General features: G+C 63.7%; 13 protein-coding genes. 5 read left to right on the forward strand and 8 right to left on the reverse strand.

Features of this window, described 5'->3' with window-relative positions:
* The first annotated feature begins 78 nt into the window (after positions 1 to 78).
* The 5 genes from HKD46_RS14735 (at position 79) to tyrA (ending at position 6,660) form a co-directional block, all read left to right on the forward strand.
* A complete protein-coding gene (locus HKD46_RS14735; RefSeq protein WP_010674233.1) occupies positions 79 to 837 on the forward strand; it encodes a DeoR/GlpR family transcriptional regulator in 759 nt (252 codons plus the stop codon).
* Positions 838 to 1,287: 450 nt separating this feature from the next.
* Positions 1,288 to 2,775, forward strand: a complete 1,488-nt coding sequence (gene glpD / locus HKD46_RS14740) for a glycerol-3-phosphate dehydrogenase (protein WP_171865596.1) — start codon at positions 1,288 to 1,290, stop codon at positions 2,773 to 2,775.
* A 102-nt stretch (positions 2,776 to 2,877) separates the two neighbouring features.
* Positions 2,878 to 3,957 carry a glycerophosphodiester phosphodiesterase gene (gene glpQ, locus HKD46_RS14745; RefSeq protein ID WP_039038618.1) on the forward strand — a complete coding sequence of 360 codons (1,080 nt, stop codon included), beginning with the start codon at positions 2,878 to 2,880 and terminating at the stop codon, positions 3,955 to 3,957.
* A 371-nt stretch (positions 3,958 to 4,328) separates the two neighbouring features.
* Complete coding sequence (locus tag HKD46_RS14750; RefSeq protein ID WP_010674236.1) at positions 4,329 to 5,402, forward strand: 3-deoxy-7-phosphoheptulonate synthase; 1,074 nt, start codon at positions 4,329 to 4,331, stop codon at positions 5,400 to 5,402.
* Between the two features lie 118 nt (positions 5,403 to 5,520).
* A complete protein-coding gene (gene tyrA / locus HKD46_RS14755; protein ID WP_048207358.1) occupies positions 5,521 to 6,660 on the forward strand; it encodes a bifunctional chorismate mutase/prephenate dehydrogenase in 1,140 nt (379 codons plus the stop codon).
* Between the two features lie 114 nt (positions 6,661 to 6,774).
* On the opposite strand, the gene hdfR is transcribed toward tyrA, so the two are convergent.
* The 8 genes from hdfR to HKD46_RS14795 form a co-directional block, all read right to left on the reverse strand.
* Positions 6,775 to 7,650: an HTH-type transcriptional regulator HdfR gene (hdfR, locus tag HKD46_RS14760; RefSeq protein ID WP_039038620.1), complete on the reverse strand. Its 876-nt coding sequence runs from the start codon at positions 7,648 to 7,650 to the stop codon at positions 6,775 to 6,777.
* Entirely contained in the window at positions 7,650 to 8,006 is a 357-nt protein-coding gene (locus HKD46_RS14765) for a DUF413 domain-containing protein (RefSeq protein WP_010674239.1), read from the reverse strand. Before HKD46_RS14765 ends, hdfR begins: the two co-directional genes overlap by 1 nt.
* A 291-nt stretch (positions 8,007 to 8,297) precedes the next feature.
* On the reverse strand, positions 8,298 to 8,780 hold the full coding sequence (eco, locus tag HKD46_RS14770; protein WP_010674240.1) for a serine protease inhibitor ecotin: 483 nt from the start codon (positions 8,778 to 8,780) through the stop codon (positions 8,298 to 8,300).
* A gap of 194 nt (positions 8,781 to 8,974) precedes the next feature.
* The gene (locus HKD46_RS14775; RefSeq protein ID WP_043155288.1) at positions 8,975 to 9,532 is read right to left on the reverse strand and encodes a DUF1566 domain-containing protein; all 558 of its coding nucleotides are present in this window, start codon (positions 9,530 to 9,532) and stop codon (positions 8,975 to 8,977) included.
* Positions 9,529 to 10,896, reverse strand: coding sequence for a DUF1566 domain-containing protein (locus HKD46_RS14780; RefSeq protein ID WP_103858821.1), 1,368 nt, complete (start codon positions 10,894 to 10,896; stop codon positions 9,529 to 9,531). Before HKD46_RS14780 ends, HKD46_RS14775 begins: the two co-directional genes overlap by 4 nt.
* 50 nt (positions 10,897 to 10,946) lie before the next feature.
* Entirely contained in the window at positions 10,947 to 13,358 is a 2,412-nt protein-coding gene (locus HKD46_RS14785) for a proprotein convertase P-domain-containing protein (RefSeq protein WP_102948246.1), read from the reverse strand.
* A 29-nt stretch (positions 13,359 to 13,387) separates the two neighbouring features.
* Positions 13,388 to 15,430: a prolyl oligopeptidase family serine peptidase gene (locus HKD46_RS14790; protein ID WP_102948247.1), complete on the reverse strand. Its 2,043-nt coding sequence runs from the start codon at positions 15,428 to 15,430 to the stop codon at positions 13,388 to 13,390.
* A complete protein-coding gene (locus HKD46_RS14795; RefSeq protein WP_373870476.1) occupies positions 15,430 to 17,568 on the reverse strand; it encodes a TonB-dependent hemoglobin/transferrin/lactoferrin family receptor in 2,139 nt (712 codons plus the stop codon). Before HKD46_RS14795 ends, HKD46_RS14790 begins: the two co-directional genes overlap by 1 nt.
* Positions 17,569 to 17,646: the final 78 nt, after the last annotated feature.

Genomic DNA, 17,646 nt, shown 5'->3' on the forward strand with positions numbered 1-17,646 from the left:
TGGAAAAGGGATCAGGTACACTGCCAAAGGCCCCGCACCTGCCGGGGCCTTTTTTCGTCTCATCTGCGGAGTGCAAGCGTGAAGCAAACCCAACGACATCTGGAGATCCTGGACGTCCTGACCCGGCAGGGTTTCGTCTCGACCGACGATCTGGTGACCCATTTTGACGTCAGCCCCCAGACCATTCGCCGGGATCTCAACGATCTCGCCGAACAGAACAAGATCCGGCGCCATCACGGCGGGGCCTCACTGCATTCGAGTACCGTCAACACCGCCTACAGTGCCCGCAAGGTGATGCAGCTCAAGGAGAAGGAGCGCATCGCCCGGGAAGTGGCCGCCAACATCCCCGACGGCTCGTCGCTCTTTATCGACATCGGCACCACCACCGAGGCCATCGCCCGGGCCCTGCTCGACCACCGGGAGCTGCGCGTGGTCACCAACAACCTGAACGTCGCCAGCATCCTGACCGCCAAGGATGACTTCACCGTCATCATCGCCGGCGGCGAAATTCGCAACCGGGATGGCGGCATTGTCGGGGAGGCGACCCGCGACTTCATCGGCCAGTTTCGCATGGACTACGGCGTCATCGGCATCTCGGGCATCGACAGCGACGGTTCCCTGCTCGATTTCGACTATCACGAGGTGAAAATCGCCCAGGCCATCATCGCCCACTCCCGCCAGGTGTTCCTGGCCGCCGACCATACCAAGTTTGGCCGCAACGCCATGGTCAACCTCGGCAACCTCAACCAGATCCACGCCCTGTTCACGGATCAGGAGCCGCCGGAGAAGCTGATGCGACTGATGTCCCAGCATCAGATCGCCTGCCATATCTGCTGAGCTTCCCTGCACAGGCATCAGGCCGCCTCGGGGCGGCCGCTTTTTTTCCTGCCCCCTCCCGTCCTGCGGCGTCTCCCTTGCGGCGCCTAAGCGGCCAGTTCCTGGCGCTGATACTCCTTCTTTGACCCCCTGATGTTGCCCCCCGCACTCGGGCGCCAGGTTTGCACCGACGCTAGGCGCCTGTGAGGGATTCACGCCATCGCGCTCACTGCCTTGCCTCATGGCCTCCCCATCCGTGACTCTTTGCTCTCCTCCCTGCCCGAAATGGTTGTTTCCGGCAGACCTTAGCCTGGCCAGGCCGTCACCGACTGGCAGCATTTTTAGCATTGTGAAAACAATCGCGATCACATTTCTCTCACGAAATGTTCGTTTATTGGTTTTTCATGTTCTAATATGAGCGAAATCAAACATTGCTGTCATGGCAAACACAAAATAAGAAAGTAGGTGAACATGAGCGAACATTATGATCTGGTCGTCGTCGGCGGCGGCATCAACGGGGTCGGCATCGCGGCAGATGCGGCGGGGCGGGGGCTGAAGGTGGCGCTGTTCGAGGCGAGCGATCTCGCCTCTGCCACCTCGTCCAACTCCAGCAAGCTGATCCACGGCGGCCTGCGCTATCTCGAACATTACGAATTCCGGCTGGTGAGAGAGGCGCTGGCGGAGCGGGAGGTCCTGCTCGGCATGGCTCCCCACATCGCCCGTCCCATGCGTTTTCGTCTGCCTCATCGCCCGCACCTGCGTCCGGCCTGGATGATCCGCGCCGGTCTCTTCCTTTATGACAACCTGGCCAAGCGGGACAAGCTCAAGGGGAGCTGCGGCCTGCGCTTCCTGCCGCAGGACGGTCTCAAGAGCGGCATCAACAAGGGCTTTGAATACTCGGACGCCTGGGTCGACGACGCCCGGCTGGTGGTGCTCAATGCCATGCTGGCGCGGGACAAGGGCGCTGACGTGCAGACCCGTACCCGCTGCGTCAAGGCGGTGCGCGGATCCAAGCACTGGACCCTGACGCTGGAGTGGGAAGGGGGCGAGCAGTTCACCGTCAGCTGCCGTGGTCTGGTCAATGCGGCGGGCCCCTGGGTCAAGACCTTCTATGACGAGAGCCTGAGCGAGAAATCCCCCCGCGGCATTCGCCTCATCAAGGGGAGCCACATGATAGTGCCGCGCATCCATGAGCGCGAAGAGGCTTACATCCTGCAAAACGAGGACAACCGCATCGTCTTCGTCATCCCCTACCAGCAGGACTATTCCCTCATCGGCACCACGGACGTGGAGCACAAGGGCAGCCCGCGGGAAGCCAAGATCAGCGATGCCGAGATCAACTACCTGTGCAAGGTGGTCAATGCCCACTTCACCAGGCAGATAAGCCCGGCAGACGTGGTGTGGACCTATGCCGGGGTGCGCCCCCTGTGTGACGACGAGTCCGATTCACCCCAGGCGGTGACCCGGGACTACACGCTCGAGCTCAGTGGTGAATCCGACGGCGCGCCGCTCTTGTCGGTGTTTGGCGGCAAGCTCACCACCTACCGCAAGCTGGCCCAGGCCGCCTGCAACAAGCTCAAGCCCTGGTTCAGCCAGATGGGAGAGGACTGGACCGCCTCCTGCCGGCTGCCCGGTGGCGAGTTCGACTGCTCGGTGCGTGAACTGGCGCGTGCCTTTGCGCTGGAATTCGACTGGCTCGACGATCGCAGCGCCCTGCGCATCGCCGAAGCCTATGGCGCTCATGCCCGCCTCTGGCTGAAGGAGGAGCGCGGCCAGCACTTTGGCGCCGGGCTGTATGAATCCGAAGTGCGCTATCTCATCGCGCGCGAATGGGCTCACTCTCTGGAGGACATCCTGTGGCGCCGCAGCAAGCTGGGGTTGCGCCTGTCGGAATCCGAACAGCAGCAGCTCGGTGCCTGGCTGCTCGAGCACCACCACGCCCTGCCCGAAGCCTGCTGATGACCCATGGCGGGCGGCCTTTGCCGCCCGCCGTCAAACTGCAATAAACCCCTGCTATAACAATTACCTGCATCCTACACACCATAACAACGAGATCTCTTGATGAAGCAACCTCACCGTACCCTGATAGCCCTTGGCCTCGGGGCTGCCCTGGCGCTGCCCGCACTGGCGGCCGACGAAGGCAAAATCGTGATCGCCCACCGTGGCGCCTCCGGTTACCTGCCGGAACACACCCTGGAGTCCAAGGCCCTGGCCTATGGCATGGGCGCCGACTATCTGGAGCAGGACCTGGTGATGACCAAGGATGACCAGCTGGTGGTGATGCACGATCACTTCCTCGATGGCATCACGGACGTGGCCGAGCGCTTCCCCGGCCGGGCCCGCCCGGACGGACGCTACTATGTGGTGGATTTCACCCTGGACGAGGTGCGCTCCCTGCGCATGACCGAGCCGTTCCAGCTGGTGGACGGCAAGCAGGTGCCGGTCTATCCGGCGCGCTTCCCGTTGTGGAAATCCAGCTTCAGGATCCACACCTTCCAGGAAGAGATCGAGATGATCCAGGGGCTCAACAAGAGCACCGGCAAGCACATCGGTATCTACCCGGAGATAAAAGCTCCCTGGCTGTTCCGCCACGAGGGCAAGGACATCTCCAGGGCGGTGCTGAACGTGCTCAAGGAGTACGGCTACACCAGCAAGAGCGACAAGGTCTATCTGCAGTGTTTCGATGCCAACGAACTCAAGCGCATCAACGGCGAGCTGATGCCCGCCATGGGCATGGATCTCAAGCTGGTGCAGCTGATGGCCGAGACCGACTGGAACGAGACCATGGTCTATGACGCCAAGGGCAAGGCGACCCCCTATGACTACGACTGGATGTTCAAGCCGGGGGCCATGAAGACCATCGCCACCTATGCCGAGGGAATCGGTCCCTGGAAACCCATGGTGGTGACCGAGCCGGGCACTCCCGGCAAGCCGGTCTTCACCGGCATGGTGAAAGAGGCCCACGCGGCCGGCCTCAAGGTGCATCCTTATACCTTCCGTCAGGATGAGGGGCAGATCCCGGCCTATGCGAAAGACTTCACCGACCTGCTCAACATCTTCCTCTACCAGGCCGATGTGGATGGGGTATTCAGCGACTTCCCCGACAAGGCGGTCGAGGCTATCAAGGCCCACGGCAAATAATAAAAGAAGAGCAACACGGGAATGCAAGCGGGGCCAGGTGCCCCGCTTTTTTATGCCCGGCGTCATCGCCGGGATGAGGGGCCGGATAAGGGGTCATGAGAGGGGGCAGAGAGATGATATTGAAATGGGTTGGTGTAATCTAATGTTTACGATTCGGGGCTGATTTGGCCTCGCGAGTCGCTACTTTTGAGTTGTTTCACTCTGCATTCTTGGTCATTTATCCATCTATCAGCGTGCAAAGACGCTGGTTTCACTTGATTGTTTGTTTTTCCTTGGTAAGGTGGGGGCGGTTGCGTAACAAAACGCTGACTTGTGTAAACAAAAATATACGGTCGGCGCCCTTGGCTTGAAACAGTAGAGAGAATGAGAAGATGCAAAGAGATCCCCTGAACAACATCCATATCCAGTCCGAACAAGTGATGATCACGCCTGCCCAGCTCAAGGAGAAACTGCCCATCTCCGATCGCGCGTTGGCATTCGTGCAAGGGGCCCGCAATACCATCGCCGACATTATCCACCGTCGCGATCACCGCCTGCTGGTGATCTGTGGTCCCTGCTCCATCCACGACATGGACGCCGCCAAAGAGTACGCAACCAGACTCAAAGCGCTGCATGACGCCTATCAGGACTCTCTCTACATTGTCATGCGGGTCTACTTTGAGAAGCCGCGCACCACGGTCGGCTGGAAGGGCTTTATCAACGATCCGAACCTGGATGGCACCTTTGACGTGGAGCTGGGTCTGCACCGCGCCCGCGAGCTGCTCTGCTGGCTGGCCGAGCTGGAGTTGCCGCTGGCCACCGAGGCGCTCGACCCCATCAGCCCGCAATACCTGGCGGAGCTCTTCTCTTGGTCGGCCATCGGTGCCCGCACCACCGAATCCCAGACCCACAGGGAGATGGCGTCCGGCCTCTCCATGCCGGTCGGCTTCAAGAACGGCACCGACGGCAACCTCGGCACCGCCATCAATGCGCTGCAGGCGGCCTCCAGCCCCCACGCTTTCATGGGGATCAACCAGCAGGGTCAGGTCGCGCTGCTGCAGACCCAGGGTAACCCGGATGGTCATGTGATCCTGCGCGGCGGCAAGCACCCGAACTACGACTCGGTCAATGTGTCGCTGGCGGAAGAGGCGCTGGAGAAGGCGGGTTTGCTGCCCGGTCTGGTGGTGGATTGCAGCCACGGCAACTCCAGCAAGGATCACCGGCTGCAGCCCAAGGTGGCCGACAACGTCATTCACCAGATCCAGGAGGGCAACCGCTCCATCATCGGGGTGATGCTCGAATCCAACCTGTTCGAAGGCAACCAGTCCAGCGAGCAGCCCAAGTGCGAGATGCGCTACGGCGTCTCCATCACCGATGCCTGCATCGACTGGGAGACCACGGATGCGCTGCTGGCCCGCTGCCACAGCCAGCTGGCGGCACCACTTTTGGCCAGAACATCGGCATAAGCCGTGGTATCTTGTTGTAACTGATTGAACCATCGAGGTATCACGGCCCACGCAGTGATACCTTGTTGCCTCTTGAATGACAGGGCGTCGCTGCGGGCGGCGCCAGCAGGGACTGGACATGGCGGAAGAGTTGAATGCCCTCAGGGACAAGATAGATGCGGTGGACAAGCAGCTGATTGATCTGCTGGCTGCCCGTCTCGCCCTGGTGGGGGAAGTGGGGGAAGTGAAGAGCCGGCACGGCCTGCCCATCTACGCGCCGGATCGGGAGGCGAGCATGCTGGCCCGCCGCCGCGCCGAGGCCGAGGCACTGGGGGTGCCGGGGGACCTTATCGAGGATGTGCTGCGCCGGGTGATGCGCGAGTCCTATATTCTGGAGTCCGCCAGCGACAAGGAGCACCACTTCAAGTGCATGAAGCCTGAGCTCGGCAAGGTGGTGATCATCGGTGGCCAGGGGCAGCTTGGCCGCCTGTTCGGCAACCTGTTCAGCCTCTCGGGCTACCGGGTCGAAACCCTGGGTCAGGCCGATTGGCCACGCGCCGACGAGATCCTGCACGGCGCCGGGCTGGTGATGGTGGCGGTGCCCATCGACGTCACCTGCCAGGTGATCGACCGGCTCGGCAACCTGCCGGCGGACTGCCTGCTGGTGGACGTGACCAGCGTCAAGAGTGAACCGCTTGCCCATATGCTGGCGGTACACCAGGGGCCGGTGCTGGGGCTGCACCCCATGTTCGGGCCGGACGTGGCGAGCCTCGCCAAGCAGGTGATCGTCTGCTGTCAGGGGCGCGAGCCCGCCGCCAGCCAGTGGCTGTTGGAGCAGATGACCATCTGGGGGGCGCGTTTGCAGCAGGTGGAGGCCAAGGCCCACGACGAGGCGATGACCTTCATTCAGGCGCTGCGCCACTTTGCTACCTTCGCCTACGGCTGGCACCTCTCCCGGGAGCAGGCCAACATCGACCGCCTGCTTGCCTTAAGCTCTCCCATCTACCGGCTGGAGCTGGCCATGGTGGGACGGCTGTTTGCCCAGGATCCCCACCTCTACGCCGACATCATACTGTCGTCGCCGCAGAACCTCGCGATGATCCGTCGTTACTACCAGAACTTCGGCGAGGCGCTGGGCCTGCTGGAGCGGGGCGACAGGGAGGGCTTCATCGAGGCCTTCAGCCAGGTCTCCGGCTTCTTCGGCGAGCGGGCGGAGGAGTTCCTGCGCGAGAGTCGCACCCTGCTGGCCCAGGCCAACGACCGTCGTCATCACGGCTGATGCACAAAGACATCCATACAAAAGGGGCCTGATGGCCCCTTTTTAATGTTGTTTGTGCTGCACCGATAACCAAGGTAGATGAAAACACAGGTCTGGGCGTGAAATCGCCCTCTTTCATTCGGCAGGCGGTTGACGCAAGTCGGCGTCATGCCAGCCCAGCGGCAGGGTGAGCAGCTGATCGATCAGCTCCCGGCGGTCGGATTTCTCCAGATAGGCGAGGTAGAGCGGGCGGCTCAGGGATTGGCCCCCTTCCACCAGATGAAGCTGCCCCTGCTCCAGGAAGGGGCTCACCATGCGCCTTGGCAGGTAGGCGGCGCCACCGTTGGCCAGCACGAATTGCAGGGCCATGCTGGCGGAGCTTGAATGCAGCACCGGGGTCTTCTGCAGGCTCTGCAATCGGCTCGATGGCGGTTCGAAGCTGGTGCCCCAGTCGAGATGAATGTGGGGCATCTGCATCAGGCTGTCGGCGTTTGCGGCCGGCTCCCGGCTCACCAGTTCGAACACCAGCTCGCCGATGGGGTGCAGGGCAATCTCGTCGATCTTGGTCGGCTCGGAGAGCAGGGCGAGATCGAGGGAGCGCTCCAGCAACTGGCGACAGAGGTGCTCGCGGGAGGCGGTTTCGAGGCGCACCGCGAGGCCGGGGGCCAGGGCATAGACATGGTTGAGCCAGTCGTTGAAGTCGAGCTCCCAGAAGACGGCGGGGGCGCCGATGGCAAGCTGCTGGCTGAAACCGGGGGAGAGGGCCACGTCCTGCTTGGCGCGCCCCAAAGTATGCAGAATGGCGTCTGCGTAGGGCAGCAGACGCTCACCGGAGGCAGTCAGGCGGATGTTGTTGCGATGACGGGCAAACAGGCTGACCCCGAGTTGCTGCTCGAGCTGGCGGATCCGGAAGCTCACCGCCGACTGGGTCAGGTAGAGATTTTCAGCCGCCCGGCCAAAGTGCCGGGTCTTGCTGACCTCGATGAAGGTCCGAAGCAGCTCGGTATCCATTAATCGAGGGACTCGTCGCTGCCGCCACCGCCGCCTTCAAAGCTGCCACCCGCATCTTCATTGGCGCCGCCTGCGACGGTGCACAGACGGTGCACGCGCTTGGGACCAATCACCTTCAGGTATTTGAACCACACCTTGGCGTGGGGGTTGTTGCCGGCTGCGCCGGATTTGACCTGTTCGATAAAGGCACTTTCTACGTCATCGCGCGGGGCCAGGTTGCCCTGATAGAGCGCCAGCATCACGGTGCCATATTTTTCCAGACTGTCCGCTTCGGCCACGGTGAATTCGCCACTGCGACGCAGGCCACGGGGAAAATGTTTGAAGTCGTTGAAACGCTTGTCTGATTCGAAGCTCATAGTGCTCTTGTTCTGGTTAGTTTGACCTTTGCGGGCAAGTATCATCAGGCCGTCGCAGAGTGCAAAATCAATTTTCTTACTATGTTAATAAATATCTTTTATCGAACAGGGTTTGTCGCATCCCGAGGGGGCATTTTGCGGTGCGCTGCACAAAAAAGCCTGAAAAATAGTGGAGTTATGTCAGATTTTGTACAGGAAAAACCGCTCAAGAACGGGCTCGGAAGCTAAAAATAAGGCGCCGTATGGCGCCTTTTTATCATCATGACTGAGCTGAACCCGAGTGCGCGGCACTCACTCAATCATGGCTGGCTGTGCCAGGTTGTCGGCACGCCACAGACGATAGCGCACCTCGTACTCCTGGGGCACATAGATGACGAAGGGCAGCTTGGAGTTGTAGTTCACGAAGAAGCCCTGACCGTAGATCTGGACGAAACTCTCCTTCTTCTGGCCGTCTGGGCAGGCCATCAGGGTGCTGACGGGGCCGGTGACCTGGCCCAGGGTCAGGTAGTTGTAACCCCAGCCCTTGACGCTGTGCTGTTCCAGATTGCCCGCGAAGCGGGGCAGGTTGCAGTCGACCAGCATCTTCTTGCCGACTTGCAGCTCGACCATCATGTCGGCTTCGTTCTCGACTTCCGGCAGACGGATCACGACACGTTCCTGGTTCACTTCGGCGGCGGGGAACATGCTGATATCAAATTTTTTCGGTTCGGCGGCGAAGGCATGGCCACCCAATAACAAGGCGCCCAGCAGGCTAAAACGCAACACGGTTTTCATCTGTACCTCTTGGGATTGGTTCAACGCCGCTAGACTAACCGCTCTGCCGGTTTCATGCCAGCGCTGCGGCGTGCAAAACCGCCCTGAACAGGCATCACATGACGCAATTTGATGCTTTTTTGACGGTCAGGGTCACCCTGGCGCTTCTTGCATCGTGTCAAACAGGGGGCCGGGTGGCCCCCATGTCCAGGCTGTCACCTCACCAGCAGGACCTGTTTCGCCCAGGCGCGGGGGGCGCGCTGGGCGACGGAGCCGCTGGTGATGTCCAGGTAGGCGACGCCCTGAAGGGCCGGCACCGGGGTGGAGGACCAGAGATAGACATAGCCGTCGTTCACCTCCTTGCCATCCCCGGCCATGGCGCGGGGGAAGATGGTTTCGTTCAATGCCGGTTTGTAACAGGCGGACTCCAGAATGCTGGCGAGCTCCTTGATGGTGGGCAGGCGCCAGTCGTGATGACCACCAAAGCCATACAGGGCATGGCTCGGTTCGGTGCGGATCCGTTCCGCCGTCTGCAGTGCCTGTTGCCAGTAGAGGCGGGTGGGTTCCCCCTCGCAGCTCTGGTTGCGCCAGGTCTGGCCGAGCTGGCAGCGCATCCAGGTCAGACCGGTGCCCCTGTCGGTGACGGTGCCGTTGCCGTGATCCTGGAAACGGGCGGTGGGGCTGGTACGGGGCAGGGCGTCGTCGCAGATGGCGATGGCCAGTGCCAGGGGGCTGCACAGGGTGAGCAGCAGGGTCAGAAGATACTTGTTCATCGGGTTACCTCGGCCACAAGGCGCAGTTGTATGGCATTGATTTCATTTTCGTTCTGGACGCCATAGGGGTAATCGGTGCCCGCATCCTCCCCCAGGAACTGAGGGCTGATGACGGCGATGGGGACGCTCTCGAGGCGCCGGGATGGGGTCAGGGTCTGGGTCCAGTAGCTGCCATCGAAGTCGCCGCTCGAGGGACCGACGTCGGGGAAGTAGCGCACATCCAGGGTGACGAGCTGGCCATCCTGGCGGGCGAGGGAGCCGTAGTGTTGCAGGCTGCCTAGCTCCTGGGCCGTGGGCAGGCGCCAGTGCCCTATGCCGCAGAGTCGTTGTCCATTTAGCCATTGGCGATACTGCTCGGTGGAGCAGATAGCTTCCCCCTCGGGGCAGGCATAATCCAGCTCCGCCTGACTGGGGTGATAGTTGCCAAACTCCCAGGCGAAGACTTTGTGCAGATCCCGCGGACTGTCCGGATCATCGAGCTTCTTCTCCCAGACGAGGCCGGTATTGAGATCCTCCACGCACTCCCACTCGTCGGCATTGTCCGCCAGGGGTTGCCCCTTGCCGTCCAGCTTGCGATAGCGCAGGGGCGCCTGGCCCAGGCTCGCCTCCTGGCCCGGGTGATCCGCAGGCTCCTGGGTCAGCAGGTAATCCACCCCGTCCGTGTAGGTGGTGACGCCGCTGGCGGTCACCAACGCCCTAGGTTGCTGCTGCATCAGCACGGCGGCGAGTCTGGCCTGCTGGCTCAGTAGCTCGGGGCTGGCGGCAAAGTGCCGGGCGAGCTCGGGCAGCAGGGTGACCAGCCCCTGCCAGATCTGCAGGCGGCGTTCGCTGGCGGCCAAGGTGGGCAGGGTGGCCTCGTCATCGAAGGCGGCGAGGGCCAGCTCGGCGAGGGCGCGGTTGAAGTCGCCCAGCTGCGCCAGTGCCGCCAGATCTGGGCCGGGGTGAAGGGGGGCCAGGGCGAGCAGCACGTCCGTCAGGGCCTGAGCCGGTGGCAGCCCGTCCGAGATACGCGTCTGCAGCAGGGTGCTGAGGGGGCTGGGGGTGAGGTGCTGGTTGTCCTGGCGCGCCGCCGGGTGGGCCAGGGGCAGGGCGGCGGGATCCGCCGGAATGAACAGCAGAGGAGTGGTGAGCAGATCAGGGTGGCGCCGGGTCAGGGAGTGGGCACCGGCCTCGCCGCTGACGGCGGGCTCATTGGCTTCGCAGCCGTCGTTCTGGTTCAGGTTGATGCACAGGGTGCCCGCAGCGGGCAGGCTGACCGTCAGGCGGTAGTCCGGCGCGGTCAGGGGAGCCTCGTCCGAACCGCCGCCACAGGCGCTGAGCAGGGGGGCCAGCAGGCAGACGATCGGGGTCATTCTCATGGTCATGGTGTGTCCTTGGAGGGGCCTTGGCCCCTCTCTTCTTTATATAGGGAGAGTCAGAGGCGACGCAGACGGCGCCACAGGGCCAGCGGCAGCAGCCAGAGCAGGGGGAAGGCTCCCCCGCCACTGCTGTCCGAGGTATCGAAGCGGATGATGCCGTCATCCGGCACGGGCACGGTGTTGCCGCACTGGGCGCCGGTACGCTGACTGATGCTCCACCCGTTCAGGAAACCCTGATTGCCCGGTTTGCTGTCCACCACCTCCAGGGTCCAGCGACCGGCCAGGGGTTCTCCTTCGAAGGCGCTGAAGGGTTGCAGGGACTGCAACTCGGTGGGGAAGACCCCTTTCAGGCTCGGCAGGGGGCTGTAACCCTTGTCCCAGATCTGGACCCGGGTGCCGGCGGGGGAGCTGAGCCAGATCTCCAGCTCATCCAGCGCCTCGTGCTGCAGATCCAGGCTCAGTTGCAGCCTGTCGCTCACACGGGCATCGCTCTTCTCCAGCAGCAGGCTGGTTTCGCTCAAGCCGCGCACCTCCTCGCTCTGGGCATCGTTCAGTCGCTGTGACCGACCACTGGCCCGGCTGATGACGGGGGTGCCGATGGGTAGGGTCAGGGATTGCTGCCACTGGCGCTCGGTGGGGCTGGTACCGCTCATGGCGAGATTCACCGAGAGGCTCGCCTCGTCGCCGCAGGCGAGCGGGCTCTGGGCCAGCAGGCGCAGGGTGGTGGTCATGCTGGCACCGGCGGCCAGGGTTGCTGGTTGCCAGCTGTCAGGATCGGCCTGCAACCCGGTTGGCAGGGTGAGGGCCAGCTCATTGAGGGTCACTTCCCCTTTGCCCGGGTTGCTGAGGGTCAGCTGCACCGACTGGCGCTGCCCCAGCGGGATGGCGCTCCCCTCGGCGAGGGCAATATTGACGGGAGCTTGCAGCAGCCCGTGCTGGCGAAATGCCTGCTCCAGCAGACGGGCATAGGCTCGCGTCGGGTAGAGACGGGCTGCAGTATCCACGGTGATCCGGGCCAGTTGCGGCATGCGAATGGCCGGCCCCAGGCCGAAGTGGGATTCGATGATGACGCGATCAAACTCGTCCCTGGCCGCCTCACCGTGCTCGGCCACCGCCGTCAGCAGGGCCTGGAACAGCGGGGTGCCCCAGAGCTGATCCCCGTTGCTGCCGTTGATGGTGCGGTGGGCCGGGTAGCGGTAGTCCGGATGGTAGCGGGCGCGCAGATCGTCGAGCTGGCGCGGGGTGCGGTCGGTGAAGCGGGCATCCCAGTTGAACACCATGGCGGGTTCGAATTGGCGACCGGCTTCGCTGCGCTGGCGTTGACTGGCGGCCAGGTAGTCGCCAAAGCCCTCGCCGATGGCTCCCCAGTCACCCTCTTCCCCGAGATCCGGCAGGATGTGGTGCTGTACCCCGTGGCCGAACTCGTGCCAGATGACCATGGGATCCTCGGCATCGGGCACGCCGCTGCGACCCAGCTCCAGCCTGCGTTCGAACGGATCGTAGAGGGAGTTGTCCTGATAGCCCGCGTCCGTGTCGATGTCGAGCGCCCCGGGGATGAGCTCGGTGAAGCCGAGCGCCTTGAGGTGGCGCTGGGCGAGATCCAGATGGTAGTAGGCGTTGATGTCCGCAAAGCCGCGATCGTCCCGGGTCAGGCGAAAACCCTGCACGTCACTGCTGCTGTAGGGGGCCGATTCGGGGGCCATGACATCCACCACCCTGGCATGGGGGCCGCTCAGGCGATACTGCCCGGCTTGCAGGCTCACCGGCAGGGGAACCGGATCCTGGTAGGCGGCCTGTGCCAGCACCAGCTCATCGTGCCAGACCAGGCTGGCGTCCTGCAGGCGGGTGCGGGGATCGGGGTCGAACACCCGTGCCTGAACCTTCATATCGCCTGCATCGGCGACATGCAGAGGGTGGGTAGTTGCCTGATCCCCGAGACGGCCAAGCTCCTGCTCCCCGTCGCAACGGGCAAACAGCTGCACCTGGCTGGCCTTGGCATTGCCTGCCTTGTGCTCGCGCACCCGCTGGCGCAGGGCAGGCACCAGGGTATCGCCGTCTCGCCAGTACCAGGCTTCGACCGGCCCCAGCGTCTCTATCTGGTTGTCGTCGGTGCGCAGGGTGGCGAGCAGGGGATCCAGGGTGCCGCTGGCATCGCAGCCGGGCGCTGTGCTCTGCAAGGGGCGCAGGTTGTGATAGAGGCGCCAGGGGCGGCCGTCCCCGTCGACACTGACGGCGGCCTGGGTGGCGGCCACCGGCAGGCCGTTCACCAGCTGGCGAAAGCTGTAATGGTGGCCGAGCAGGCTGGCCCTGTCGTAATCGGGGGCGAGGAGCACACCGAGGCGCTGCTCGAGCCAGCGCTTCGGCGTCGTGGTCAAGGGTTGTTCATCGACAAACTGCAGATCGGCCGCCAGCAGCGGCGATGAGATCAGGGTTGCCGCCAGCCAGAGGGCCAGGGAAGAGGGTTTCATGGTTCACTCCAGAAAAAGAGGACAAGGGGTCAGTGGTTGACGCCCGCCAGGGTGAGCAGGAAGGCATACTCCTGCGCCGCACGCAGCGCCGCCGTTCGGGGGGCGCCCAGGTGGCCGCCGTCGAGTTCGGTGCGCAGCAGATAGGGGCCTGTTCCCGTGCTATGGGATCGCAGGCGGGCTATCCACTTGAGGGGTTCCCAGTAGGGCACCTGACTGTCGTGCAGGCCGCCCGTCACATAGACGGGGGGATAAGGGGCCTTGTGCAGGTTGTCGTAGGGGCTCAGGCGGCGCATGGCGGCATAGTCACTCGGGATGGCCGGATTGCCCCACTCGGCGTACTCCTGCCGGGTGAGGGGCAGCTCGGGATCCTGCATGGTGCCCAGCAGGTCGACGAAGGGAACTTGCAGCACGGCCCCGGCGAAACGGGTGGGCGCCTGGTTGAGTGCCGCAGCCACCAGCAGGCCGCCGGCGCTGCCGCCCATGGCAAACAGCCGGGCGGGATCGATGGCGGGATCCCGTGCCAGGGCATCGGCTACGGCGAGAAAATCATCCACGCTGTGCTGTTTGTCCCGGCCACGACCCTCCCGGTACCAGGATTCGCCGAGCAGACCGCCCCCGCGCACATGGGCGATGGCGTAGACGAAGCCGCGATCCAGCAGGCTCAGCACCCGGGGCTGGTAGTAGGGGCGCATGGGGGTGCCGTAGGCCCCATAGCCGTAGAGCAGCAGTGCCCGGGGGTGGGTAATGCCCTTGCGCCAGACCAGGGAGACAGGCACCTTGACCCCGTCCTTGCCCGCGATCCAGCGCCGCTCGCTCTGATAGGGGGAGGTGCCCCTGCTCTCAGGTGTCCCCTCCCAGGCGCCGGAGGCGAGATCCAGCCAGCGCTGGTGAGGTGGCTCGGCCATCCCCTGGCGGCGAATGAGCGCCTTGTCGCTGGCCGGTTCCTGGCTGCCCTGGATCCAGGCCGTGCCTGCGCCATCGGTGAGCGGCAGGCTGTGGGTCAACGCACCTTTGGCGTCCAGCACATCGAGCCAGTCATCCCCTTCCTTGCGGTATTGCAGCACGGTGTGCCGGGCAAAGAGGCGCCACTTCTCGAGTTCCCGGCCCTCGCCGGACCAGAGCCGTTGCCACTCTCCCTTCGCAACCTGGCTCAAGTCGGCCACCTGATAGAGGCCGAGGGCGCCGTCCCGGTTGCTCTTGAGCAGCACCCTGTCCCCCTGGGTATCCAGGTAGTATTCGAGGCCGCGCTCGCGCCCCTTGAGCAGGTCGGCCCGACCCGCGTCCAGCAGGTATTGCTCGGAGCTGTCGTGGTTGTTGCTTTGCAGCACCAGGTGGCGGCGATCCGTGGTGCGATAGAGGCCGAGCAGCCAGGCGGGATCGCGCTCCTCATACACCAGGGTCTCCTTGCCATCCTGCCAGGCCAGCAGTTGCCAGGGGCGCAGGGTCTGGTGCTCGTTGGCGAGGGTGTAGAGGGTCTTGCCATCCAGACTCCAGAGCAGATCGCCGGCGCGGTGAGGCAAAGAGGCCAGTGTCTCGCCACTCGCCAGATCCAGCAGGGTGATGCGGTAGTCCCGATCTCCCCTGCGGTCTTCGGCCAGGGCAAGCAGTTGCCCGTCCGGGTGCAGGGCCCAGGCGGCGAGCTCGTAATACCCCTCGGCAGGTTGGCGGGGAGCCAGCCGCTTTCGGGGAGCGTCATTGGCGTCGCTGCGTTGCCACAGGCTGCCGTCCGCCTCCATGCGCCACTGGCTGCCAGCCTGGCTCAACCAGTCGTCCGGCACGGGAGCGCCCCGCTCCCGGCCCTGCCACTCCGTCTGCAGGCGCTGCACCAGTGGCACCTGGTCGGCGAGCTGCCGCTCGGTCCAGCGGTTCTGCTCGCGCAGCAGCGTCAGGAGGGCGGGATCCTGGCGGCTGTCGTCACGCCAGCCACCATAGGGATCGAGACGGGCTATCTCCCCCTTCATCAGTTGCGGGCGCTCGGGGATGAGGGGCGCGGCCTCCAGGGTTGCCTCAGGCAGGGGGGAGGCGGGTGCCGGCGTGGCCAGCAGGCTGGCCAGGATCAATAGGCTGTGCATCAGATCCCCACGAAGGTGTAGCGCAGGCTGGCACTCAGGGTGCGGCCGCTCTGGGTGAAGAGGGAAGCATCGGTCCCGGCTTCCAGCCCGGCCACATCCTGATAGCGGGTGTAGCGGGTGTCGAACAGGTTGTCGAGCTTGAGGTTGACCTTGAGGGCGTCGGTGACCAGCCAGTCGGCCGTCAGGGCGAAACTGAGCCAGCCGGCACTTTCGAGGCAGTCCCCCTGGCGGCCGGTCAGGCTGTTGCCGCAGGTGGGCACCCGGCTCATGGCGGCGGCATAGTCCGCCTGAATGCCCAGGCTCCACTCATTGGCCTGATAGCTCAGACGGGTGTTGCCCTCGAGGGGCGTCAGGGTGCGCAGCGCTTCACCTTTGTTGTCCTCGCCATCGACCCAGCCGAGTTTGGTGGCGAGCTCCCACTCCTGGGTCAGCCAGTAGCTGGCGGCGAGTTCGGCCCCCCAGGTTTCGGCCTTGGCGACGTTGCGATATTGGCGCAGGATGACGCCATCGCTCAGGCGCAGCCCCACCTCGCGCCAGTCGATGAAGTTGTAGTAGCGGTTGTAGAAGAGCGCTGGCTTGATGCTCCAGTTGTCCCCCTCGCCACTCAGCCCCCACTCGATGCTGTGGCTGGTTTCCTCCTTGAGCCCGGTATTGGCGATGATCTCGAAGGGCGGCAGGGCGAAGTAGTGGGGGATATTGCCGTACACCTTGTCGTAGGAAGGCGCCCGGAACCCGTTGGCATAGCTGAGCCAGCTGCGCCACTGGTCGTTGAAGCGGTAGCTGGTGGCCAGGCTCGGGGAGAGGTGCCAGCTGTGGTTGCTGTCGTGGCTGCCGTCCAGCGGCGTGAGCCACTGGTGATCCATGCGCAGGGTGGGGGTGAACTGCCACTGGCCCAGGCTGGCCACGTCGCCGAGCCAGACTCCGGCCCTGTCGGTACGGGCGCGGCTGAAGGGGGCGGACTGGCCGGGTTGGGGAATGCCGGCCTCCAGACTCAGCTTCTCCACCGGCCGCTCGTGGGTGGTGCGCTCGAGCTCGATGCCGTAACTGAGCTGATGGGCGAGAGGGCCGGTGGCGAGATCCCGGCGCACATCCAGCTCGGTACCGATCCTGTCTTCGGTGAAGGTGGCGAGTTCCCGTTCGCTGCGATAGCGCGGATAACCGCTCAGCAGATCGTTTTGCAGCAGGCTGCGCTTGTTGGCGGTGTTTTTCGAGTGATTGCCGTAGGCACTCCAGGTGAGACTGTCGGCCAGTATTGTGTCGAGGTTGCTCGCCTCCCAGGCCAGCTTGCCCCCCTGGGTGCGTTGGCTGCCCTGCTCGTGGTACTGGCGCACCTGCCACTTGCCATCGGGCTGGGGCACTTCACGCGGCCCCTGATCCCGCTCGGCGTTGTCCTCGAAGTAGTCGAGTTCGAGGCGCAGCAGATGATGTTCGTTCAGCTGGATGCGAGAGCTGGTGGAGGCGCTGAGGCCATCCAGATCCGCCGGGATGCGGCTCTCGTCGTAGTTGGCGGTCTCATGTCCCTGCCAGCCGGAGAGGCGCAGCAGGTGTTCGGTATCCCGTATCCGGGCGGCGCCGGTGGCGCTCAGCTTCTGCTTGTCACTGCTGCCATCGTGCAGCACCTTGCTGCCGAGATAGGCATCCTGGCCCTGAAGGTAATCTTCCGGCTGCTTGGTGCTGATGACGATGGTGCCGCCGATGGCATCGGAGCCATGGAGGGAGGAACCGGCTCCCTTGGCCACCTCTATCTGTTTGACATCGTCGAGATCGAAGCTGAAGCGGCCCACCTTGTCGTTGAGGTCGTCGGCGCCAAAACCGTCGCTGACCCTCACCCCGTCCTTGATGATGAGTACCCGGTTGCCGCTCATGCCGCGGATGATGATGTTCTGGGGGCGGCCGGCGGAACCGGTCACCGAGACGCCGGGTTCGTTCTTGAACACATCGGTGAGCTCGGTGGCAACCTGGCGATCCAGATCCTCCTCCGTGATGACGGTGATGGAACCGGACACGTCGGAGAGCTTCTGTTCGATGCGCTGTCCCTTGACCACGATGGTTTCCCGCCCCTTGAGTTCGGGGGGCATGTCCGTTGTGTCGACCCCGGCGGGATCGCTGGCAGCCAGCGCCGTACCGGACAGCAGCATGGGCCAGTAGTGAAGAAGTCGAATTTTCATATTTGAGAATAATTATTATTTAAGCCTGAAGGTCGCGGATTATTGCAG

The sequence above is a fragment of the Aeromonas sp. TW 6 genome (genome assembly GCF_013168745.1).
In the GTDB taxonomy this organism is placed as follows: domain Bacteria; phylum Pseudomonadota; class Gammaproteobacteria; order Enterobacterales; family Aeromonadaceae; genus Aeromonas; species Aeromonas caviae.